This window comes from Rahnella ecdela (assembly GCF_019049625.1).
GTDB classification, from domain to species: domain Bacteria; phylum Pseudomonadota; class Gammaproteobacteria; order Enterobacterales; family Enterobacteriaceae; genus Rahnella; species Rahnella ecdela.
Window position 1 is genome coordinate 162,953 of record NZ_JAFMOY010000131.1, and the last position, 20,380, is coordinate 183,332.

Below are 20,380 nucleotides of genomic sequence, written 5' to 3' on the forward strand. Positions count from 1 at the left end.
ATTCGTATGATGTTAACGCTCGGATTATTTGTGTTTCAGCTTCAGACCGTCCCTTATCAGAGCCTGCAACGCAATGTTGATTACCGCTGGCCGTCAAACAGCCGTGTTGGCCAGCGTCCCGCACTGCAATTTCTCGGCGTGAATGAGGAAAAAATCACCCTGTCAGGGGTGCTTATGCCGGAAATCACCGGCGGACGCATGTCACTGCTGGTACTTAACCAGATGGCCGATGAGGGCAAGGCGTGGCCGCTGCTTGAGGGCTCCAGCACCATTTATGGCATGTTTGTGGTGGAAAGCCTCAGTGAAACCCGTAGTGAATTTTTTGCCGATGGCAGCGCGCGAAGCATTGAATTTACGCTAACGCTCACCCGCGTGGATGAGACCCTGACTTCCATGTTTGGTGACTTGCAGGCGCAGGCTGACGGATTGCTGAATAAAGCCAGCTCGGCGGTGCAGGGGGTATGGTCATGATAACGGGTATGACACTTGATGCCGGGGCGAAACTGGCACCGGCGTTTATGCTGATGCAGGCGGGTAATGACATCACGAAAGATATCAGCGCCCGGCTGTTATCTATGACGCTCACGGATAACCGGGGGTTTGAAGCTGACCAGCTCGACATTGAGCTCGATGACAGCGACGGTCAGGTCGAGATGCCTGCGCGCGGCGCGGTGCTCTCCCTGTTCTTGGGCTGGCAGGGTGCGGCGCTGCTGGGTAAGGGGCAATTTACGGTTGATGAAGTTGAACACCGTGGCGCGCCGGATACGTTGACCATCCGGGCGCGCAGTGCTGACTTTCGCGGCACCCTGAACTCACGGCGTGAAATGTCTTACCACGACACCACGCTCGGTCAGGTGGTGGAGCAAATCGCCGCGCGCAATAAGCTGACGGCCAGCGTAGCCCCGCAGCTGAACGCCATTAGTATTCCGCACATCGATCAGTCTCAGGAGTCTGACGCCAAGTTTTTAACCCGTCTGGCCACGCGCAACGGGGCAGATGTTTCGGTGAAAGCCGGTAAGTTACTTTTTTTGAAAGCGGGAAGCGGGACGACCGCCAGCGGCAAGCCCATACCGATTATGACGATTGAGCGCGCCGACGGAGACCGGCATCAGTTTGCCATTGCTGACCGGGGCGCATATACCGGCGTAACGGCCAAATGGTTACACACCAAAGACCCTAAGCCGAAAAAGCAAAAGGTCAAAATCCAGCGAAAGCCAAAGTTCAAACAATTGCGCGCACTGCAACACCCCAAAGCGAAACCGATTAAAACCAAGGCATCCGCAGTCAAAACACCTGAAGCCAAAGAAGGTGAATACATGGCCGGTGAAGCGGATAACGTGTTTGCACTGACCACCATCTATGCCAGTAAAGCGCAGGCCATGCGCGCAGCAGCGGCAAAGTGGGATAAGTTGCAACGCGGGGTGGCGGAATTCTCCATTAATCTGGCTATGGGGCGCGCGGATTTATACCCCGAAACGCCGGTGCAGGTTAAAGGGTTTAAGCGCGTCATAGACGACCAGTCATGGATTATCACTAAGGTGGTTCACTCACTCAGCAATGGTGGCTACACGACGTCCCTAGACCTTGAGGTAAGGCTTTCGGATGTGGAGTTTGATACGCAGGAAGAATGATGAATTAATTGGTTAACTATTTGTTTTAATAGAATTAAATGGTTAAAATCAACGCATCTTAAAGTGATTCATTGAGGTGGTGATCATGTTCCATTGTCCAATCTGCAAACACGCTGCACATACCCGTTCCAGCCGTTACCTGAGTGAGAACACTAAAGAACGATATAACCAGTGCCAGAACATAAATTGTGGCCACACGTTTAAGACGATGGAATCATTTGACGGCTCAATTATGAAGCCGGGACATATCAACGCAGTGATGCCTCACCCAACCTCGCACGGTCAGCAAACCTTCCTGATGTAATCGCAGAAACAGAAAAGCCCCGCAAATTAAAATGCGGGGCTTTTTTGTAGTTAAATCTCGAAATGGTCAATATGTGGACGTGGTTTGAAATAAATCCTTATATTTCAATTAAATAAACCCTAAATCATGTCACCTTGAACTGACATTGCGGGTTATTCTCCATATTGACCAATGAATAGCAGTCTACATGTGCGGGTGCTGGCCTGGCAGAGATAAACTGGAAACTACAGGTTTATGATACCAGACAATCAATAAGGTTGATTGTCAGCAATGGCGGTACTGCTTTGCCAGAGGTCCACAACGTATAGCGCTCTGGCAAAACAGACTGTCTTACAGACAGTGCAGGGCAGGGAAAGATGAAACAAAGGCTCCACGGTGTGGAGCCTTTTTATCAGACCAGATTACAAGGCTGAACTATTACAGGGACTTGGTGAAAGTACGGGTAATAACGTCTTGTTGCTGTTCTTTAGTCAGTGAGTTGAAACGCACTGCGTAACCAGAAACACGGATGGTCAGCTGAGGATAGTTTTCAGGATGTTCCATCGCATCTAACAGCATTTCGCGGTTCATTACGTTCACGTTCAGGTGTTGACCACCTTCGATGGACGCTTCGTGGTGGAAGTAACCATCCATCAGGCCAGCGAGGTTGGCTTTACGCACATCATCGTCTTTACCCAGCGCATTTGGAACGATAGAGAAGGTATAAGAAATACCATCTTTCGCGTAAGCAAACGGCAGTTTAGCAACAGAAGTCAGAGAGGCAACCGCACCTTTCTGGTCACGACCGTGCATTGGGTTAGCACCTGGACCAAATGGAGCGCCAGCGCGACGACCGTCTGGAGTGTTACCTGTTTTCTTACCATATACCACGTTAGAGGTGATGGTCAGAACAGACTGAGTCGCTACAGCGCCACGGTAGGTACGTAGTTTCTGAATTTTCTTCATGAAACGTTCTACCAGATCACAAGCGATGTCATCTACGCGAGAATCGTTGTTACCGAACTGTGGATATTCGCCTTCAATTTTGAAGTCTACAGCCAGGCCGTCTTCGTCACGGATGGTGCTAACTTTTGCATATTTGATAGCAGACAGTGAGTCAGCAGCAACTGACAGACCTGCGATACCACACGCCATTGTGCGATAAACGTCACGGTCATGCAGAGCCATCAGCGATGCTTCGTAGCTGTATTTGTCATGCATGTAGTGAATGATGTTCAGCGCAGTCACGTACTGTTTAGCCAACCAGTCCATGAAGTGATCCATGCGGTCCATGACTTTATCGAAGGTCAGGACTTCATCCATCATTGGCGCTTCTTTAGGACCCACCTGGATTTTCATTTTTTCATCAACGCCGCCGTTGATTGCGTACAACATGGTTTTCGCCAGGTTTGCACGAGCGCCGAAGAACTGCATTTGTTTACCCACAACCATCGGGCTCACACAACAAGCGATAGCATAGTCATCGTTGTTGAAGTCAGGACGCATCAGGTCATCGTTCTCATACTGTACAGATGAGGTATCGATTGACACTTTCGCTGCGTACTTTTTGAAGTTCATTGGCAGTTTTTCAGACCACAGAATGGTCATGTTCGGCTCTGGTGAAGGCCCCATGGTGTACAGGGTATTCAGGAAGCGGAAGCTGCTTTTGGTCACCAGAGTACGGCCATCAACGCCCATACCTGCCAGAGATTCAGTTGCCCAGATTGGGTCACCGGAGAACAGTTCATCATATTCAGGAGTACGCAGGAAACGAACCATACGCAGTTTCATAACCAGGTGGTCAATCAGTTCCTGAGCTTGTTCTTCGTTAAGTTTGCCTGCTTTGATATCACGTTCGATGAATACGTCAAGGAAAGTAGATACGCGGCCGAATGACATTGCAGCGCCGTTCTGAGATTTAACCGCAGCCAGGTAGCCGAAGTAAGTCCACTGAACAGCTTCTTGCGCGTTGGTCGCAGGACCAGAAATGTCGCAACCGTATTTAGCAGCCATTTCTTTAATTTGGCCCAGAGCACGGTGTTGTTCAGAGATTTCTTCACGCAGCTGGATGGTCATTTCCAGGTTTACGCCATTTTCCAGATCGTCTTGCAGAGACTGGAATTGTGCGAATTTGTCGGCCATCAGGAAGTCGATACCGTACAGCGCAACGCGACGGTAGTCACCGATGATACGACCACGACCATATGCATCCGGCAGACCGGTCAGAACACCGGATTTACGGCAGTTCAGGATGTCTTTGGTGTAAACATCAAATACGCCCTGGTTGTGCGTTTTGCGATAATCAGTGAAAACTTTTTTCAGCGCTGGATCCAGTTCACGACCATAAACTTTACATGAACCTTCGACCATTTTGATGCCGCCGAATGGGATCAGAGCACGTTTCAATGGCGCGTCAGTCTGCAGACCAACGATAGTTTCCAGCGGTTTATTGATATAACCAGCGTCGTGAGAAGTGATGGTAGAGGCAACGTCAGTATCGAAATCAACAGGAGCCTTAGTGCGGTTCTCCAGTTTGATACCATCCATTACTTTATCCCACAGGGTGGTTGTCGCTTGGGTAGCGCCAGCCAGGAAGGACTCATCACCTTCATACGGTGTGTAGTTCTTCTGAATGAAGTCACGGACGTTTACGCCATTCTGCCATTCACCAGCACTAAAACCTTGCCATGCGTTGGTCAATTTTTCATTGAGCTTGGACATTTTGCACCTACCTTCTAATTTGGATTTCTTTAAAAATCACGTGTAAAACTGTCGTAACAAGAGTGCCACGTTGTATCAGTGGTGCTTCTCATCGCGAAGATATATGACCCAATAAGTTAACCCTACCAGCAAACCGCCCCCGATGATGTTACCTAGGGTCACAGGGATGAGATTGTCGATGATAAAGTTAGAGACGTTGAGTTCTGCGAATTGTGCCGGAGTTGTGCCGACTGCCTGCCAGAAGTCTGGCGTCGCAAAATTCTTCACTACGATGCCTAAAGGGATCATGAACATGTTGGCTATGCTGTGCTCGAAACCGCTGGCAACAAACATCGCGACCGGTAATACCATGGCGAACATTTTGTCCATCAGGCTGCGTCCGGAATAACTCATCCAGACCGCCAGGCAAACCATCAGGTTCGCGAGGATCCCCAGACATACGGCTTCAACAAAGGTGTGATGCATTTTATGGTCAGCGGTTTGCAGGACATTAAGCCCCCACAAGCCATTATCGGCCATGTATTCACCTGAGAACCAAATCAGCGCCACAAAGAACAGGCATCCGAACAGGTTACCAATATAGACATTGAGCCAGTTGCGTGCCAATTGCCCCCAGGTAATACGCCCGCTGGCTTTCGCGATAACGATAAGCACAGTGGAAGTAAACAGGTCTGCGCCGCACACGACGACAAGCATTAAACCTAGTGAGAAGCAGATGCCCCCGACGAGTTTAGCCAGGCCATAAGGCACGGTTCCTGTGCCTGTAGTAGCAGTGATATAAAAAGCAAAGGCGATAGAAATAAAGACGCCAGCAGTAATGGCTAAAAAGAATGTTTTTAACGGTTGTTTGGTGGCTTTATAAACGCCAGCATCTTCAGCAACTTTTGCTGTAGCGGCGGGTAAAATGAGATCGAAGGGGTTGTCAGCTTTCACATTAACTCTCTTATTCAGGGCTATGCACTGCGCAACGAGATACTAGCAAAGCAGTATAACGTAAAAATTGACGTGGATCATATGAGGCGGTTTTTGGTGGTTTTTAAACTACTACTGAAGGGGTGGTTTTGAGGCTAACTCTTTGAAATTGCTCCCATAAAAACATTTTAATTTTTACAAATAAAGTTGAGGGCTAGCGAAACTATTTTCACCTACGGGTAAATAATAAGGCTTCAATGTTAATTAATATCATCAATTTTAGTTTGTAAATTTAACTTTGGTTTAACGCATAAAAAAACGTATAAAAATAAGTGTCATATTTTGGTCTTAAAAACGACATGCGGACATTATTTAGCGCGGAATTACACGTCATTTTAATGGCTGAGTCAAACCTTAGCGAATAAAAGGAGCAGCGTAAGCGCAGAACTTCTTCTGTATGTATAAGCAAAAAAGCCAGCAGGAAAACCCGCTGGCTTCAATCAATTCATCCAATTCATCACGTCTGGGCGATTATGCTTTCGACCAGTAACGACGTTTGGCAACTTGCAGTTTTTCGTATGCGCCAAGCAGCGCCTGATGGGCTGGCAATGCTTTCATTTCCGGGTCGACGGCAAACAGGCTGTGGAAACGAACTTCACCGCTGATAGCCGCAGAAGCATCCTCAACCGCTTTCTGACCGTACATTTTCACGAACGCGTTGTAGTACTGCGCAGGCTCGCGATCTTCTTCCAGAGACAATTGCAGCAGTGTTTGCAGACAACGGTAATAGTTGTTGCGCTCATCGGTGTAGACTGACGAGTTGAACTCGTGCGCCCATTCAGCCCAGGTCAGCGCTTGATCCAAATCACCACCGGCCAGTGCCAGCATCGATTTCAGTTCACCGACACGAAGCGTGTACCAGCCGTTATCTTTGCCGCTGGCAATGCCCAGCAGTTCACGGACGCGCGTAAAATCATCCAGACCTTCATCATCGAGCTGAGTGATCATCTCAAGATAGGTTTCTTTCGGCAGGTCACTATCTGGCAACGCCAGCAGTTGATCACGCAGATGCGCGCCCATGCTGTTGTTTGCCAGCAGTAAATCTTCCGCAGGATAGATGTCGGACATGCCAGGAACGATGATACGGCAGGCATACACGTCCAGATGTTCGTAATCGGCGATATACACTTCTGCATCTTCTTTATCGAAGATAGCCATCAGAGTCGCAAACTCTTCTTCGGTGGTGCCGCTGAAGCTCCAGTCTGCAAACGAATAGTCTGCGTCCTGCTTGAACATGTCCCAGGATATAAGACCGCTGGAATCGATGAAGTGGGTTTCGAGGTTAGCGTGTTCGGCCACTTCTTCGTCGTCGAAAGTTGGTGCAGTAAAGACATCCAGATCTTTCAGGCTGCGGCCTTGCAGCAGCTCAGTGACGGTACGTTCCAGTGCCACGCCAAAATCAGGATGTGCGCCGAAGGAAGCGAAACAGGTACCGTTAGCCGGGTTGAACAACACTACGCAAATGACCGGATAGTTGCCGCCCAGAGAGGCGTCATAAGAAAGGATCGGGAAACCTTCTTCTTCCAGTTTGGCGATAGCTTCAACCACGCCCGGATAGCGTGCCAGAACCTCAGCAGGAATTTCAGGCAGGCTGATGGATTCTGCAATGATGCGGTTTTTGACGTAACGCTCGAAGACTTCTGACAGCCCCTGAACGCGCGCTTCATTCGCGGTGTTACCGGCGGACATTCCGTTGGAAACGTACAGGTTACCGATGATATTCATCGGGATGTAAACGGTTTGCAGATCGGATTGGCGGGTAAACGGCAGGGCGCAGATACCGCGATCAGGATTGCCGGATTGCAGGTCGATCAGATCACCGGCCACCAGTTCCTTATCGGCATCATAAAAAGCGTGCAGGCGTTCATCCAGAATGCCAGCTGGCAGGCTGTCATCTTCCGGAAGCGGGAACCACTTCTCATTCGGGTAATGGACGAAGTCACTGTTGGCGATGTCTTTGCCCAGATAGAAATCGGCGAAGAAATAGTTGGTGGACAGACGCTCAAAATATTCACCCAGAGCAGAAGCCAGAGCGGCTTTTTTGCTGGCGCCTTTACCGTTGGTGAAGCACAGCGGGCAGTCGCGGTCGCGAATATGCACTGACCAGACGTGGGGAACCGGATTCAGCCACGAAGCTTCTTCGATATTAAAGCCGAGATCGGTGAGTTTTTGTTGGAAGCGGGAAATGGAGTCTTCCAGCGCCGCGTCTTTACCAGGAATAAAAGTTTGCGTCATTGAGTTCACTTTTGAGCGTGCTAAAAACGCGCAATGATACGGGGTTTTGCGTATTAGCTCCATGTATTCGTGTTAAGAATGTAATCGCGTTGTAACGCGCTAAGCTTGTCTGTAAATCCGCGGTTCGTAAGCCGCTGTTTTCACTTCCCGTGAGGCATCTATGCAGGCTTTTGATATCAAACGTATGACACTGGATAAGTTCCCTCTGGAGTATCTGGGAGAGGTGACATTCCGTTGTTTTTTCATCTTTGTGGTGGTGTTTATATTTCTGAAACTCACCGGGCGGCGTGGGGTCAATCAGCTTTCTTTATTTGAAGTGGTGATTATTCTGACGCTGGGATCTGCGGCCGGTGACGTAACTTTTTACGATGATGTGCCTCTGCTGCCTGTGTTCGCGGTCTTCTTCTCCATCCTTTTGTTTTACCGTCTGTCCACCTGGCTGATGGATAAAAGCCGTCATTTTCAGAACTGGATGGAAGGGAAACCGCTGATCATCATTCGCGACGGTATGTTCGAATGGGAAACCATGGCGAGGGAAAATATCACCAAAGGTGAGTTTTATATGGAGCTGCGGCAAAAAGGTGTCGAACATCTCGGGCAGGTCCGGCTCGCATTCCTCGAAGCCAATGGCGGACTGAGCGTTTATTTCCGGCAGGACGAAGATATGGAGCCCGGACTTCCGGTTTTACCCGAAGATTATATTGATATCGAAACCCTGATGATGACCAGCGGGCTCTATGCCTGCCATCGATGTAGCCTGATTAAGTCCTTCAAAGTCGGTGAAAAAGCGACCTGCCCGCGATGCCAGAATATCACCTGGGTACGGGCATTGAGTACGCTGCGGGTGTGAACAGATAATCCTGTTAAATCAGCTTTCCAGGGAGGAATGAACCTTGTGATGCAGATCTCAACGCGCTTTATCAGGTCGTAAGGAATAACCGTTGCAGATGGCTTGTTTCGAATGATAAAACCGGTAAATTAAAGGCAACTATGTGGCTGTCTCAGAGAAGTGGTGAGGGGAAATGACTCAGGTTTATAATTTTAGTGCAGGTCCGGCAATGATCCCGGCTGAAGTGTTGCGTCGTGCGGAACAGGAACTTTGTAACTGGCACGGACTGGGTACCTCGGTGATGGAAATCAGTCACCGCAGTAAGGAATTTATCCAGGTTGCTGAAGAGTCCGAAAAGGATATCCGTGATCTGCTGAACATTCCCTCGAACTATAAAGTGCTCTTTTGCCACGGCGGCGCACGCGCGCAATTTGCTGCGGTGCCCATGAACCTGCTGGGTGATAAGTCATCTGCTGATTACATCGATGGCGGTTACTGGGCTCACAGCGCAGTCACCGAAGCGAAGAAATATTGCACACCGAATGTCATTGATGTCACAACTACCATCGATGGTAAGCGTGGTATTCTGCCAATGAATGAATGGAAGCTGAATGCAGATTCCGCGTACGTTCATTACTGCCCGAATGAAACTATCGATGGTATCGCAATTGATGAAATGCCTGATTTTGGTGACAAAATCGTCGTGGCTGATTATTCATCCTGCATTCTTTCCCGTCCGATTGATGTCAGCCGCTTTGGTGTAATTTATGCGGGCGCGCAGAAAAACATCGGTCCTGCTGGCCTGACCCTGGTTATCGTTCGTGAAGACCTGCTGGGTAAAGCGCGCACTGAATTGCCTTCTATTCTCGATTACACCGTTCTGGCTGAGAACGACTCCATGTTCAATACCCCGCCGACCTTTGCATGGTATTTATCTGGCATGGTATTCAAATGGTTGAAAGAACAGGGCGGGTTGCGTGAAATGGAAAAACGCAATCGCGCGAAAGCCGAACTCCTGTATGGTGCCATCGACCATACCGGTTTCTATCGTAACCCGGTAGCGGCGGCGAACCGTTCGTGGATGAACGTTCCTTTCCAGATGGCTGATGCTTCTCTGGATAAACTGTTCCTCGATCAGGCGCAGGAAGCCGGTCTGCAAGCATTAAAAGGTCACCGTGTGGCTGGTGGTATGCGCGCATCTATTTATAATGCGATGCCGATTGAAGGCGTTAAAGCACTGACCGACTTCATGGCGGAGTTCGAAAAACGCCACGGCTAAGTGTGCTGGCTTTCGGGCCCGCAGAATGCTTAAGTAAGTAGCCTTAAAAATGACCCCGGCTCAATGTCCGGGGTCATTTTATGAAAAGAAGAATTGGAGAAAGAGTGGAATCCCTGACATTACAACCCGTTGCGCTGGTTAACGGCAGCATCAATTTACCCGGCTCAAAAAGTGTTTCTAACCGCGCGCTTTTACTGGCTGCTTTTGCACAGGGCACTACACGCCTGACTAATCTGCTCGATAGCGACGACGTGCGTCATATGCTTAATGCGCTGACTCAGCTGGGCGTTACACACCGTTTATCGGCAAACCGCACTGAGTGCGAAATTGATGGTCTGGGCACGGCTTTTTCCAATGCTAAAGGTCTGGAACTGTTTCTTGGCAATGCTGGCACTGCAATGCGTCCGCTGGCTGCTGCATTGTGCCTGGGTGAACAGGATGTCGTGCTGACCGGCGAGCCGCGTATGAAAGAGCGTCCGATCGGCCATCTGGTTGATGCGCTTCGTCAGGGCGGCGCGCAGATTGATTATCTGGAACAAGAAAATTATCCGCCACTGCGTTTACGCGGTGGTTTTAGCGGCGGTGACGTCAGTGTTGATGGCAGCGTTTCCAGCCAGTTCCTGACCGCGTTGTTAATGACAGCTCCGCTGGCAGGAAAGGACACGACGATTCAGATTAAAGGTGATCTGGTTTCCAAACCTTATATTGATATCACCCTCAACCTGATGAAAACCTTTGGTATTGAAGTGGAAAACCACCAGTATCAGAAATTCAGTATCAAAGGGCGTCAGCAATATGTATCGCCGGGTTCTTATCTGGTCGAAGGCGATGCATCTTCTGCATCTTATTTTCTCGCTGCTGCGGCTATTAAAGGCGGCACGGTTCGCGTGACCGGTATCGGCAAAAACAGCATGCAGGGCGATATTCGTTTTGCAGACGTGCTGGAAAAAATGGGCGCAACCATTCATTGGGCGGATGATTACATTGAATGTACCCGTGGTGAGCTGAAAGGCATCGACATGGACATGAACCATATTCCTGATGCTGCGATGACCATTGCGACCGCTGCATTGTTTGCTGAAGGCCCGACAACCCTGCGTAATATTTATAACTGGCGTGTCAAAGAGACGGACCGTCTGGCGGCGATGGCGACTGAACTGCGTAAAGTGGGTGCGACTGTGGAAGAGGGCGAAGATTATATTCGCGTTGAACCGCCAAAGGCTCTGAAGTTTGCCGAAATCGGAACCTATAATGATCACCGTATGGCGATGTGTTTCTCATTGGTGGCGTTGTCGGATACTCCGGTGACCATTCTGGATCCGAAATGCACGGCGAAAACATTCCCCGACTATTTTGAGCGTCTGGCGGGAATCAGCACTCTGGCATAGTCTTTGACTGTGAATGCCACTGAATGAACGGACATCACGCGATGTCCGTTTTTTGTTTTTAGCCTCAGAACCGTCCGCTTTTTAGGCAACTGAAAAATGTGGGGTAACAGTTGTCGAAAAGGCAGCGTATAATGCCGCTCCTGAATTAGTCCTGTAAGACTAATGAAGCGGGTATACCCCACCGAAAGGAGACAAGAATGACGGCTTTAGCCCCGGTAATCACCGTTGATGGGCCAAGTGGTGCAGGTAAAGGTACGTTATGTAAAGCGCTGGCTGAGGCCTTTAACTGGCATCTGCTCGATTCCGGTGCGATTTACCGAGTACTGGCGCTGGCGGCTCTACATCACCAGGTTGATATTGTCTCAGAAGAGGCGCTCGTTCCGCTTGCCGCACATCTTGACGTTCGTTTTGTGGCTCAGGACGGGCAGTTACGCGTTATTTTAGAAGGTGAGGATGTTACCAACGAAATCCGCACTGAAACGGTTGGAAATACTGCATCTCAGGCAGCGGCGTTTCCCCGCGTTCGTGAAGCATTATTGCGTCGTCAGCGCGCATTTCGCGATACACCGGGCCTGATTGCTGATGGCCGTGATATGGGCACGGTGGTGTTCCCTGATGCACCTGTAAAGATATTTCTGGATGCCAGTTCCGAAGAGCGCGCAAACAGAAGAATGCTACAGTTGCAGGAAAAAGGCTTTAGTGTTAACTTTGAACGGCTTTTAGCCGAGATCAAAGAACGCGATGATCGTGATCGTAACAGATCTATTGCGCCTTTAGTGGCTGCTTCCGATGCGTTATTGCTGGATTCAACCAGCATGTCCATTGATGAAGTCATCGAAAAAGCGCTGGCTTACGCCACAGAAATTCTAGGATTGCCGCAAAAACAAACCCGGTAATCGAGCCGTAATCTGGTGCTGAAGAATATTCAGTGCCAGTTTTGGCTATAGTTTTTTTTAACCTCGCCGCAAGGATCTGTAGCGGGGCATTTGAAACAACCCCATCCAGCAGGAAGCCAGATGGACGTTAAACTTAAGAACCTAAAGATTATCAACATGACTGAATCTTTTGCTCAACTCTTTGAAGAATCCTTAAAAACAATCGAAACCCGTCCTGGTTCCATCGTTCGTGGTGTTGTTGTGTCAATCGACAAAGATATCGTACTGGTTGACGCCGGTTTGAAATCTGAGTCTGCAATCCCGGCAGAACAATTCAAAAACGCACAGGGCGAACTGGAAATCCAGGTTGGCGACGAAGTTGATGTTGCGCTGGACGCTGTTGAAGACGGCTTCGGTGAAACTCTGCTGTCCCGTGAAAAAGCTAAACGTCATGAAGCTTGGATCACGCTGGAAAAAGCTTACGAAGAATCTGCAACTGTTACCGGTGTTATCAACGGTAAAGTTAAAGGCGGTTTCACTGTAGAGCTGAACGGTATCCGTGCGTTCCTGCCAGGTTCACTGGTAGACGTTCGTCCTGTTCGCGACACGCTGCATCTCGAAGGCAAAGATCTTGAGTTCAAAGTCATCAAACTGGACCAGAAACGCAACAACGTTGTTGTTTCCCGTCGTGCAGTAATTGAGTCTGAGAACAGCGCAGAGCGCGATCAACTGCTGGAAAACCTGCAGGAAGGCATGGAAGTTAAAGGTATCGTTAAGAACCTCACTGACTACGGTGCATTCGTTGATCTGGGCGGCGTTGACGGCCTGCTGCACATCACTGACATGGCTTGGAAACGTGTTAAACACCCAAGCGAAATCGTTAATGTTGGCGATGAAATCACTGTTAAAGTCCTTAAGTTCGACCGCGAACGTACCCGTGTGTCACTGGGTCTGAAACAGCTGGGCGAAGATCCTTGGGTCGCTATCGCTAAACGTTACCCAGAAGGTACTAAACTGACTGGTCGCGTTACTAACCTGACTGATTACGGCTGCTTCGTAGAAATCGAAGAAGGCGTTGAAGGTCTGGTTCACGTTTCTGAAATGGATTGGACTAACAAAAACATCCACCCATCTAAAGTTGTTAACGTGGGCGATGTTGTTGAAGTTATGGTTCTGGATATCGACGAAGAACGTCGTCGTATCTCCCTGGGCCTGAAACAATGCAAAAACAACCCATGGCAGCAATTTGCAGAAACCCACAACAAGAATGACCGTGTTGAAGGTAAAATCAAGTCAATCACTGACTTCGGTATCTTCATTGGTCTGGACGGCGGCATCGACGGCCTGGTTCACCTGTCTGACATCTCCTGGAACGTTGCAGGCGAAGAAGCAGTACGTGAATACAAGAAAGGCGACGAAATCGCAGCTGTGGTCCTGCAAGTTGACGCAGAACGTGAGCGCATCTCCCTGGGCGTGAAACAACTGGCTGAAGATCCGTTCAATAACTACCTGTCTGTTAACAAGAAAGGTACTATTGTTACTGGTAAAGTCACAGCAGTTGACGCCAAAGGTGCTACAGTTGAATTAGCTGGCGGCGTAGAAGGTTACCTGCGCGCTTCAGAAGCTTCTCGCGACCGTATTGAAGACGCAACTCTGGTTCTGAGCGTTGGTGATGAAGTTGAAGCTAAATTCACCGGTGTTGATCGTAAGAACCGCGTAGTAAGCCTGTCCGTCCGTGCTAAGGACGAAGCAGACGAGAAAGATGCAATCGCTGTTGTTAACAACAAACCAGACGAAAGCAACTTCTCTAACGCTATGGCTGAAGCGTTCAAAGCGGCAAAAGGCGAGTAATGACGGGGGGCGGCTCTGTCGCCCCGAAACGGTAGTTTAGCTGCAAAGCTTGGAGGTACTATGACCAAGTCTGAACTTATTGAAAGACTTGCTGGCCAGCACTCTCATATCCCGGCGAAAGCTGTTGAGGATGCAGTGAAAGAGATGCTTGAGCATATGGCTGCAACCTTGGCTGATGGTGAACGCATCGAAATCCGTGGGTTTGGCAGTTTTTCTCTTCACTACCGTGCTCCGCGTGTTGGGCGCAACCCTAAAACGGGTGATAAAGTTGAGCTGGACGGCAAGTATGTCCCTCACTTTAAGCCAGGCAAAGAGTTGCGTGATCGCGCGAACATTTATGGCTAAGGCTTTAGCCTGAACATAAATGTCTGCCTATAGCGAACGTAAACGGTACCTTTCGGGGTGCCGTTTTTTTTTGTACTTTTTGTTTATGTTTATCCCTTCAAACCCTGTCTCCTTTCGATATTTTGCGTAATGTCTCGCATTGACTCTCTCTGCTGCTTGTCCCTTTTTTGCATGAAAATCATACTCCACAACGGAAAGCTACCAAAGGGATTGGTGGTTAAACGTCAGGGAGCAAAAAATAAAAATCTCATTGGATGAGGCTGCAGCTGCCTTCATAACTGGCATGGTGCCACTGGTATTTCTTCCCCACATCCCTACAGCAGGCTTTCTGGCGGCATTATGTACTTTCGCCTGGGCACTGGCCGCGAGGCAGCAAAAACTATGCAGGGTATTAGCGATCACTTTGCTAAGTTTCAGTTGGGGGGCTTACCAGGGAGGAATTCAGATACAGCAGATAAATACATTTCAGGGGACCTCCAGAAATGTCACTGCTACTTTGCAAACCATTAATCTTGGGAGTGCCAGTGAACAATCTCAGTTCTTCAAAATTGAAAGTCTTGAAGGCCAGAGAGTCTTTCCACCGGTTATGTTCAGAACAAAGTGGCGTGAGAAAGGGGAAGACCTTCAGGCCGGTCAGCGATGGCAAATGAATGTCAGCTTACGTCCTGTCCATAGCCTGCTCAACGAAGGCGGCTTTGACGCGCAGCGCTGGGCTTTGTCTCAGCATGCGCCTCTGACCGCTACAATCCGAAACGCTGAACTGCTTGATAATATTAGCACCCTTCGTCAGCAATTTATCCACCGGGTACAGCAGGGGATGCCGCAGTTGATAAATACGCCAGTGCTGGTGGCGTTGGCATTTGGTGAGAAAGGGCTAATTCAGGGGCCAGAAAAGCTTCTTTTGCAGAGAACAGGGATCGCGCATCTGGTGGCGATATCAGGGCTACATATCGGTATTGCAGCCTTATTCGGCTGGTGGCTGGCGCGCGGACTGCAATTCTTTATGCCGGAAAGAATGATTGACTACCGCTTTCCGCTATTAGTCAGTGGAATATTATTGCTGACATATGCCTGGCTGTCGGGCGGAAATGCGCCTGCTTTACGCGCGGCACTGGCGGTGTCAATGTGGCTGACTCTCCGTTTCTTCCGTATTCGTTGTCATCCGTGGCAAATCTGGTTGTGGGGAGTGGCGCTGTTGTTGCTTTTAGATCCTATGAATCTGCTGTCGGACAGTTTCTGGTTATCCTGTTTTGCGGTGGCATCTCTGGTGTTTTGGTTTCAGTGGGCGCCGCTACCGGCCCGTTTTCAGCATGCGTGGTATTGGTCATTTTTGCGCTGGGGGCATCTACAGGCGGGCATGACTTTTCTGCTGGTGCCAATTCAAATTGTGATTTTCCACGGCGTAAATATTTTTTCTTTCCTGGCTAATTTGTGGGCAGTGCCGGTTGTTTCACTGATCACCGTCCCTTTGGTGTTGTTGTCCTTACTTGCTAATTTGCTGCCAGCGGGCTGGCTGATTAGCGCGAAGTTTATTGTCTGGCAACTTGCTGATTCTACGTTGAGTCTTGCCATGTGGGGAGTAAAGCCTTTTGCAGCAGGTTGGACTCCGCTTGGTGAATCATTTTTGGTATTAAGCCTCTTGGGATGGCCGATGATTATTTGCTGGCGCCTCCTGCCCGTTAAACACTCTTCTTCTTTGCTGCTTTCTTTGTGTGCTCTCTCTGCCACTTCGTTTATAAGGATCCCGGCGGAAAGGTGGCGGGTAGATATGCTGGACGTCGGTCACGGTCTTTCAGTTCTCATCAGCAGAAACGGAAAGGGGGTTCTTTATGATACCGGCAACCGGTGGGAAGGCAGTTCGGCGGCTGAACAGAATATTATTCCGTTCCTGAATTGGCGGAATATCCAGCTGGAGCAGATAATTATCAGTCACAATGATATGGATCATCGTGGTGGATTAGAAATCATACAAGCCCAATATCCTGAAGCTACGCTTCGGCAAAGCTCGATGTCCCAGCAGAATCCCTTAAAATGTACCGCCGGTGAGCAATGGCGATGGCAGGGATTGACGTTTAAAGTGCTGTGGCCTGAGCGGCTGGTCGCAGATGCGGGAAACAATGAAAGTTGTGTCATTCGCGTCAGTGAGGGGGCGTTTAGTCTACTGCTGACCGGCGATATTGAAGCAGAAACAGAAAAGGCTCTCATCATGAAGTGGCGTCAGGATTTACAGGCGACGGTGCTACAGGTTCCCCATCACGGGAGCAATACGTCTTCGACGCCGCCTTTCCTGAGAACGGTCAAACCTGTTACCGCACTCGCTTCTGCTTCACGTTTCAATAAATGGCATCTGCCCGCGCATAAAGTTGTTAGCAGATACAACAAAGCGCGCCATGACTGGCATTCTACCTCTGAATCGGGTCAGCTGAGTTTGTTCATTTATGACGATTATTGGACAATTAATGGCTTACGCGAGCAATTAAACCGCCGTTGGTATCACCGCCAGTTTGGAGTATCAGAAGATAATGAGTAGAATAGACCGCTATTTCTTTCGATGCTGGTTGATATTGCATGATGAACGATAAAGATCTCTCCACATGGCAGACATTCCGCCGCTTGTGGCCGATGATCACACCTTTTAAAGCCGGGCTTATCGCTGCGGCTATTGCGCTGGTCGCTAACGCCGCCAGTGATACTTTCATGCTGTCTTTGCTGAAGCCGCTGCTGGATGACGGTTTTGGTAAAGCTGACCGCTCAATTCTTCTCTGGATGCCACTGGTCGTTATCGGCCTGATGGTTGTTCGTGGTGTCAGTGGTTACATTTCCAGCTACTGCATTTCATGGGTTTCGGGCAAAGTGGTGATGCATATGCGCCGCCGTCTGTTCGGTCACATGATGAGAATGCCCGTTGCCTTCTTTGACCAGCAATCAACCGGTACTTTGCTTTCGCGCATTACCTACGATTCAGAACAGGTCGCGTCGTCGTCTTCCAGTGCACTGGTGACGGTCGTACGTGAAGGCGCTTCGATCATTGGACTGTTTGCCATGATGTTCTATTACAGCTGGCAGCTGTCGGTGATCCTCGTAGTGATTGCGCCGATTGTTTCGGTCGTTATCCGCGTAGTGTCTAAACGCTTTCGTAACATCAGTAAGTCGATGCAAAACACCATGGGGCAGGTGACAACCAGCGCTGAGCAGATGCTGAAAGGCCATAAAGAAGTGTTGATCTTCGGTGGTCAGAAAGTTGAAACCGCGCGTTTTGATAAAGTCAGTAACCGTATGCGCCAGCAGGGTATGCGGATGGTTTCTGCATCTTCAATTTCAGACCCGATTATCCAGCTGATTGCTTCTCTGGCGCTGGCTTTCGTATTGTATGCGGCGAGCTTCCCGTCTGTTATGGAAACGCTCAGCGCAGGTACGATTACGGTCGTGTTCTCTTCCATGATTGCCCTTATGCGTCCGCTGAAATCCCTGACTAACGTTAACTCTCAGTTCCAGCGCGGTATGGCTGCCTGTCAGACTCTGTTCTCCATTCTGGATATGGAACAGGAAAAAGATGAAGGCAAACTGGAAGTGAAACGTGTGAAAGGAGACGTGGAATTCAAAAATGTGACTTTCACTTATCCTGGCCGCGATATTCCGGCACTGCGCAATATCTCCTTCGATCTTCCTGAAGGGAAAACCGTTGCCCTGGTGGGACGCTCCGGTTCTGGTAAATCGACCATCGCGAATTTGCTGACACGTTTCTATGACATTCAGGAAGGTAAGATCCTGATGGATGGGCATGATTTGCGTGAATACACCCTGTCCTCACTGCGTGATCAGGTGGCACTGGTTTCCCAGAATGTCCATTTGTTCAACGATACCATCGCCAATAATATCGCTTATGCCCGTACTGATATTTATTCCCGCGAAGAAATCGAAAAAGCGGCCACCATGGCGTATGCGATGGACTTTATCGGCAAAATGGATCAAGGACTGGATACGGTCATTGGTGAGAATGGGGTTCTGCTTTCAGGCGGTCAGCGTCAGCGTATTGCCATTGCACGTGCGTTGTTACGTGACTCGCCTGTTCTGATCCTCGATGAAGCCACCTCAGCGCTGGATACTGAGTCTGAACGTGCTATTCAGGCGGCGCTGGATGAATTGCAGAAAAACCGTACCTCTCTGGTAATCGCTCACCGTTTATCGACTATCGAAAAAGCGGATGAAATCCTGGTGATTGAGGACGGCTGTATCGTGGAACGCGGTTCACATGCGAATTTGCTTGAAGAGCGCGGTGTTTATTCACAACTTTACCGGATGCAATTCGGGCAATGATTGATCGCATCTGGTCAGGGAAATCACCGTTATATCTGTTACTTCTGCCGCTGGCATGGCTTTACGGATTGGTCTCGACGCTGATCCGTTACAGCTACAAATCAGGGCTGAAAAAAAGCTGGCGGGCTCCAGTGCCTGTGGTGGTGGTCGGGAATTTGACTGCCGGAGGTAACGGTAAGACGCCGGTGGTTATCTGGCTGGTTGAAACACTGCAACAGCATGGTTTCCGTGTCGGGGTGGTCTCACGCGGATATGGCGGAAAAGCCCAAAGCTATCCGTTGCTGCTCAGTGAGGGAACATCAACTGCACAAGCAGGTGATGAACCCGTGTTGATTTTTCAGAGAACGGGGGCACCGGTTGCGGTGTCCCCGGTTCGCTCTGATGCAGTAAAAGCACTTCTTGCCTCGCATGAGCTGGATGTGATTATCACTGATGACGGTCTTCAACATTATGCACTTGCGCGTGATGTTGAAATTGTTGTGGTTGATGGCATCAGGCGCTTCGGCAACGGGCACTGGTTGCCTGCGGGACCGATGCGGGAACGCAGTTCACGTTTGCGCTCAGTTGATGCTGTGATAACGAATGGCGGCACGGCGCACCAAGGCGAATTAGCAATGATTCTCGAGCCTGGGAAAGCCATCAATCTGTTGACCGGTGAGCAGCGTGATCCTGCTAAATTGTCGAATGTGGTTGCAATGGCCGGGATTGGACATCCGCCACGCTTTTTTGCCACGCTGAAACAGCTGAATGTAAACGTGCAAAAAGAAGTCGCATTCTCTGATCACCAGCCTTACACACCGGATACGCTTTCAGGTGTTGCACAATCCGGACAAGTTCTTCTGATGACTGAAAAAGACGCAGTAAAATGCCGCTCATTTGCTCAACCTGACTGGTGGTATCTGCCGGTAGATGCAAAAATCGAAGGGGTTCTTGCAGAGAAATTACTGCAAAAAATCAGCGATCTGATTCTGGAAAATATACGCTGAACCCAGGTTTTGAGACTAAATTCACATTCTGATTTAAAGTTTACGTAAATATATAATTTCAAGGTGACTGATTTTAAAGGTTTAAATTTTAAATCACGCTTTTATTGAAAATAATTGCGTAAGGTGACTTGCTATCAGGCAGTACTTATGAGTAAATGCGTGCAGCCTGTGTTGCAGCGCTATTTATGTATGAGTGTAGAGTAAAGCAGTTCCTCCCAGACGTTATCTCTTTCCCGATGATTCCGCTTCCAAGACGAACCTTCTAAGTCCTCCCCATAAGTAATTGTCTGAACTATTGGCCAACATTGCCGAATGGCAGGATTTTATATTTCGTAATAAGGTTTTAAATATGTCTAAGAAAAATGGTCAGGTTAAGTGGTTCAATGAAAGCAAAGGTTTTGGTTTTATTGAGCAAGCTGATGGCGGTAAAGATGTATTCGTACATTTTTCTGCAATCGCAACTGATGGTTTCAAAACTCTGGCTGAAGGCCAGCGTGTAGAATACACCATTCAGGACAGCCCGCGCGGTCCGGCTGCTGCCAACGTTATCGCTCTCTGATAAGAGACTAACGTGGTGATATAAAATAACGTGAATCGTGATTTATATCAGCAGAATAAAGCCCGCCCTATGGCGGGTTTTTAGTGAGAAGAAGTCAGTTAAGTTTTAA

The 20,380-nt window shown here is 49.1% G+C and carries 16 protein-coding genes; 13 read left to right on the forward strand and 3 right to left on the reverse strand.

What is annotated here, in order from left to right:
- Positions 1–6: 6 nt before the first annotated feature.
- The 3 genes from J1784_RS19420 to J1784_RS19430 all read left to right on the forward strand — a co-directional run bounded on the left by J1784_RS19420 (position 7) and on the right by J1784_RS19430 (position 1,935).
- Positions 7–471, forward strand: a complete 465-nt coding sequence (locus J1784_RS19420) for a phage tail protein (RefSeq protein ID WP_217150552.1) — start codon at positions 7–9, stop codon at positions 469–471.
- On the forward strand, positions 468–1,631 hold the full coding sequence (locus tag J1784_RS19425; protein WP_217150753.1) for a phage late control D family protein: 1,164 nt from the start codon (positions 468–470) through the stop codon (positions 1,629–1,631). Before J1784_RS19420 ends, J1784_RS19425 begins: the two co-directional genes overlap by 4 nt.
- A gap of 85 nt (positions 1,632–1,716) precedes the next feature.
- The gene (locus J1784_RS19430) at positions 1,717–1,935 is read left to right on the forward strand and encodes a DNA-binding transcriptional regulator (protein ID WP_217150553.1); all 219 of its coding nucleotides are present in this window, start codon (positions 1,717–1,719) and stop codon (positions 1,933–1,935) included.
- A gap of 417 nt (positions 1,936–2,352) precedes the next feature.
- On the opposite strand, the gene pflB is transcribed toward J1784_RS19430, so the two are convergent.
- From pflB to ycaO, 3 genes are all read right to left on the reverse strand, one after another.
- A complete protein-coding gene (pflB, locus tag J1784_RS19435) occupies positions 2,353–4,635 on the reverse strand; it encodes a formate C-acetyltransferase (RefSeq protein ID WP_120506934.1) in 2,283 nt (760 codons plus the stop codon).
- Positions 4,636–4,710: 75 nt separating this feature from the next.
- Positions 4,711–5,568, reverse strand: coding sequence for a formate transporter FocA (focA, locus tag J1784_RS19440; protein ID WP_217150554.1), 858 nt, complete (start codon positions 5,566–5,568; stop codon positions 4,711–4,713).
- 510 nt (positions 5,569–6,078) lie between these two features.
- Positions 6,079–7,842, reverse strand: a complete 1,764-nt coding sequence (gene ycaO / locus J1784_RS19445) for a 30S ribosomal protein S12 methylthiotransferase accessory factor YcaO (RefSeq protein WP_217150555.1) — start codon at positions 7,840–7,842, stop codon at positions 6,079–6,081.
- 160 nt (positions 7,843–8,002) lie between these two features.
- On the opposite strand from ycaO, the gene J1784_RS19450 reads away from it, so the two are divergent.
- The 10 genes from J1784_RS19450 to cspE all read left to right on the forward strand — a co-directional run bounded on the left by J1784_RS19450 (position 8,003) and on the right by cspE (position 20,271).
- Positions 8,003–8,692 carry a DUF421 domain-containing protein gene (locus J1784_RS19450; RefSeq protein WP_217150556.1) on the forward strand — a complete coding sequence of 230 codons (690 nt, stop codon included), beginning with the start codon at positions 8,003–8,005 and terminating at the stop codon, positions 8,690–8,692.
- A gap of 172 nt (positions 8,693–8,864) precedes the next feature.
- The gene (gene serC, locus J1784_RS19455; protein WP_217150557.1) at positions 8,865–9,950 is read left to right on the forward strand and encodes a 3-phosphoserine/phosphohydroxythreonine transaminase; all 1,086 of its coding nucleotides are present in this window, start codon (positions 8,865–8,867) and stop codon (positions 9,948–9,950) included.
- A gap of 104 nt (positions 9,951–10,054) precedes the next feature.
- Complete coding sequence (gene aroA / locus J1784_RS19460; protein ID WP_217150754.1) at positions 10,055–11,338, forward strand: 3-phosphoshikimate 1-carboxyvinyltransferase; 1,284 nt, start codon at positions 10,055–10,057, stop codon at positions 11,336–11,338.
- Between the two features lie 197 nt (positions 11,339–11,535).
- Positions 11,536–12,234 (forward strand): (d)CMP kinase, encoded by a 699-nt coding sequence (gene cmk / locus J1784_RS19465; protein WP_217150558.1) that lies wholly within the window; start codon positions 11,536–11,538, stop codon positions 12,232–12,234.
- A gap of 156 nt (positions 12,235–12,390) precedes the next feature.
- Positions 12,391–14,064 (forward strand): 30S ribosomal protein S1, encoded by a 1,674-nt coding sequence (gene rpsA / locus J1784_RS19470; protein WP_095925166.1) that lies wholly within the window; start codon positions 12,391–12,393, stop codon positions 14,062–14,064.
- Positions 14,065–14,124: 60 nt separating this feature from the next.
- Positions 14,125–14,409, forward strand: coding sequence for an integration host factor subunit beta (gene ihfB / locus J1784_RS19475; protein ID WP_013574835.1), 285 nt, complete (start codon positions 14,125–14,127; stop codon positions 14,407–14,409).
- Positions 14,410–14,659: 250 nt separating this feature from the next.
- Positions 14,660–16,939, forward strand: a complete 2,280-nt coding sequence (locus tag J1784_RS19480) for a DNA internalization-related competence protein ComEC/Rec2 (protein WP_238485619.1) — start codon at positions 14,660–14,662, stop codon at positions 16,937–16,939.
- Between the two features lie 38 nt (positions 16,940–16,977).
- A complete protein-coding gene (gene msbA / locus J1784_RS19485) occupies positions 16,978–18,726 on the forward strand; it encodes a lipid A ABC transporter ATP-binding protein/permease MsbA (RefSeq protein ID WP_217150559.1) in 1,749 nt (582 codons plus the stop codon).
- The gene (gene lpxK / locus J1784_RS19490) at positions 18,723–19,712 is read left to right on the forward strand and encodes a tetraacyldisaccharide 4'-kinase (protein WP_217150560.1); all 990 of its coding nucleotides are present in this window, start codon (positions 18,723–18,725) and stop codon (positions 19,710–19,712) included. Before msbA ends, lpxK begins: the two co-directional genes overlap by 4 nt.
- Positions 19,713–20,061: 349 nt before the next feature.
- A complete protein-coding gene (gene cspE, locus J1784_RS19495; RefSeq protein ID WP_013574839.1) occupies positions 20,062–20,271 on the forward strand; it encodes a transcription antiterminator/RNA stability regulator CspE in 210 nt (69 codons plus the stop codon).
- The last annotated feature ends 109 nt before the right edge of the window (positions 20,272–20,380 follow it).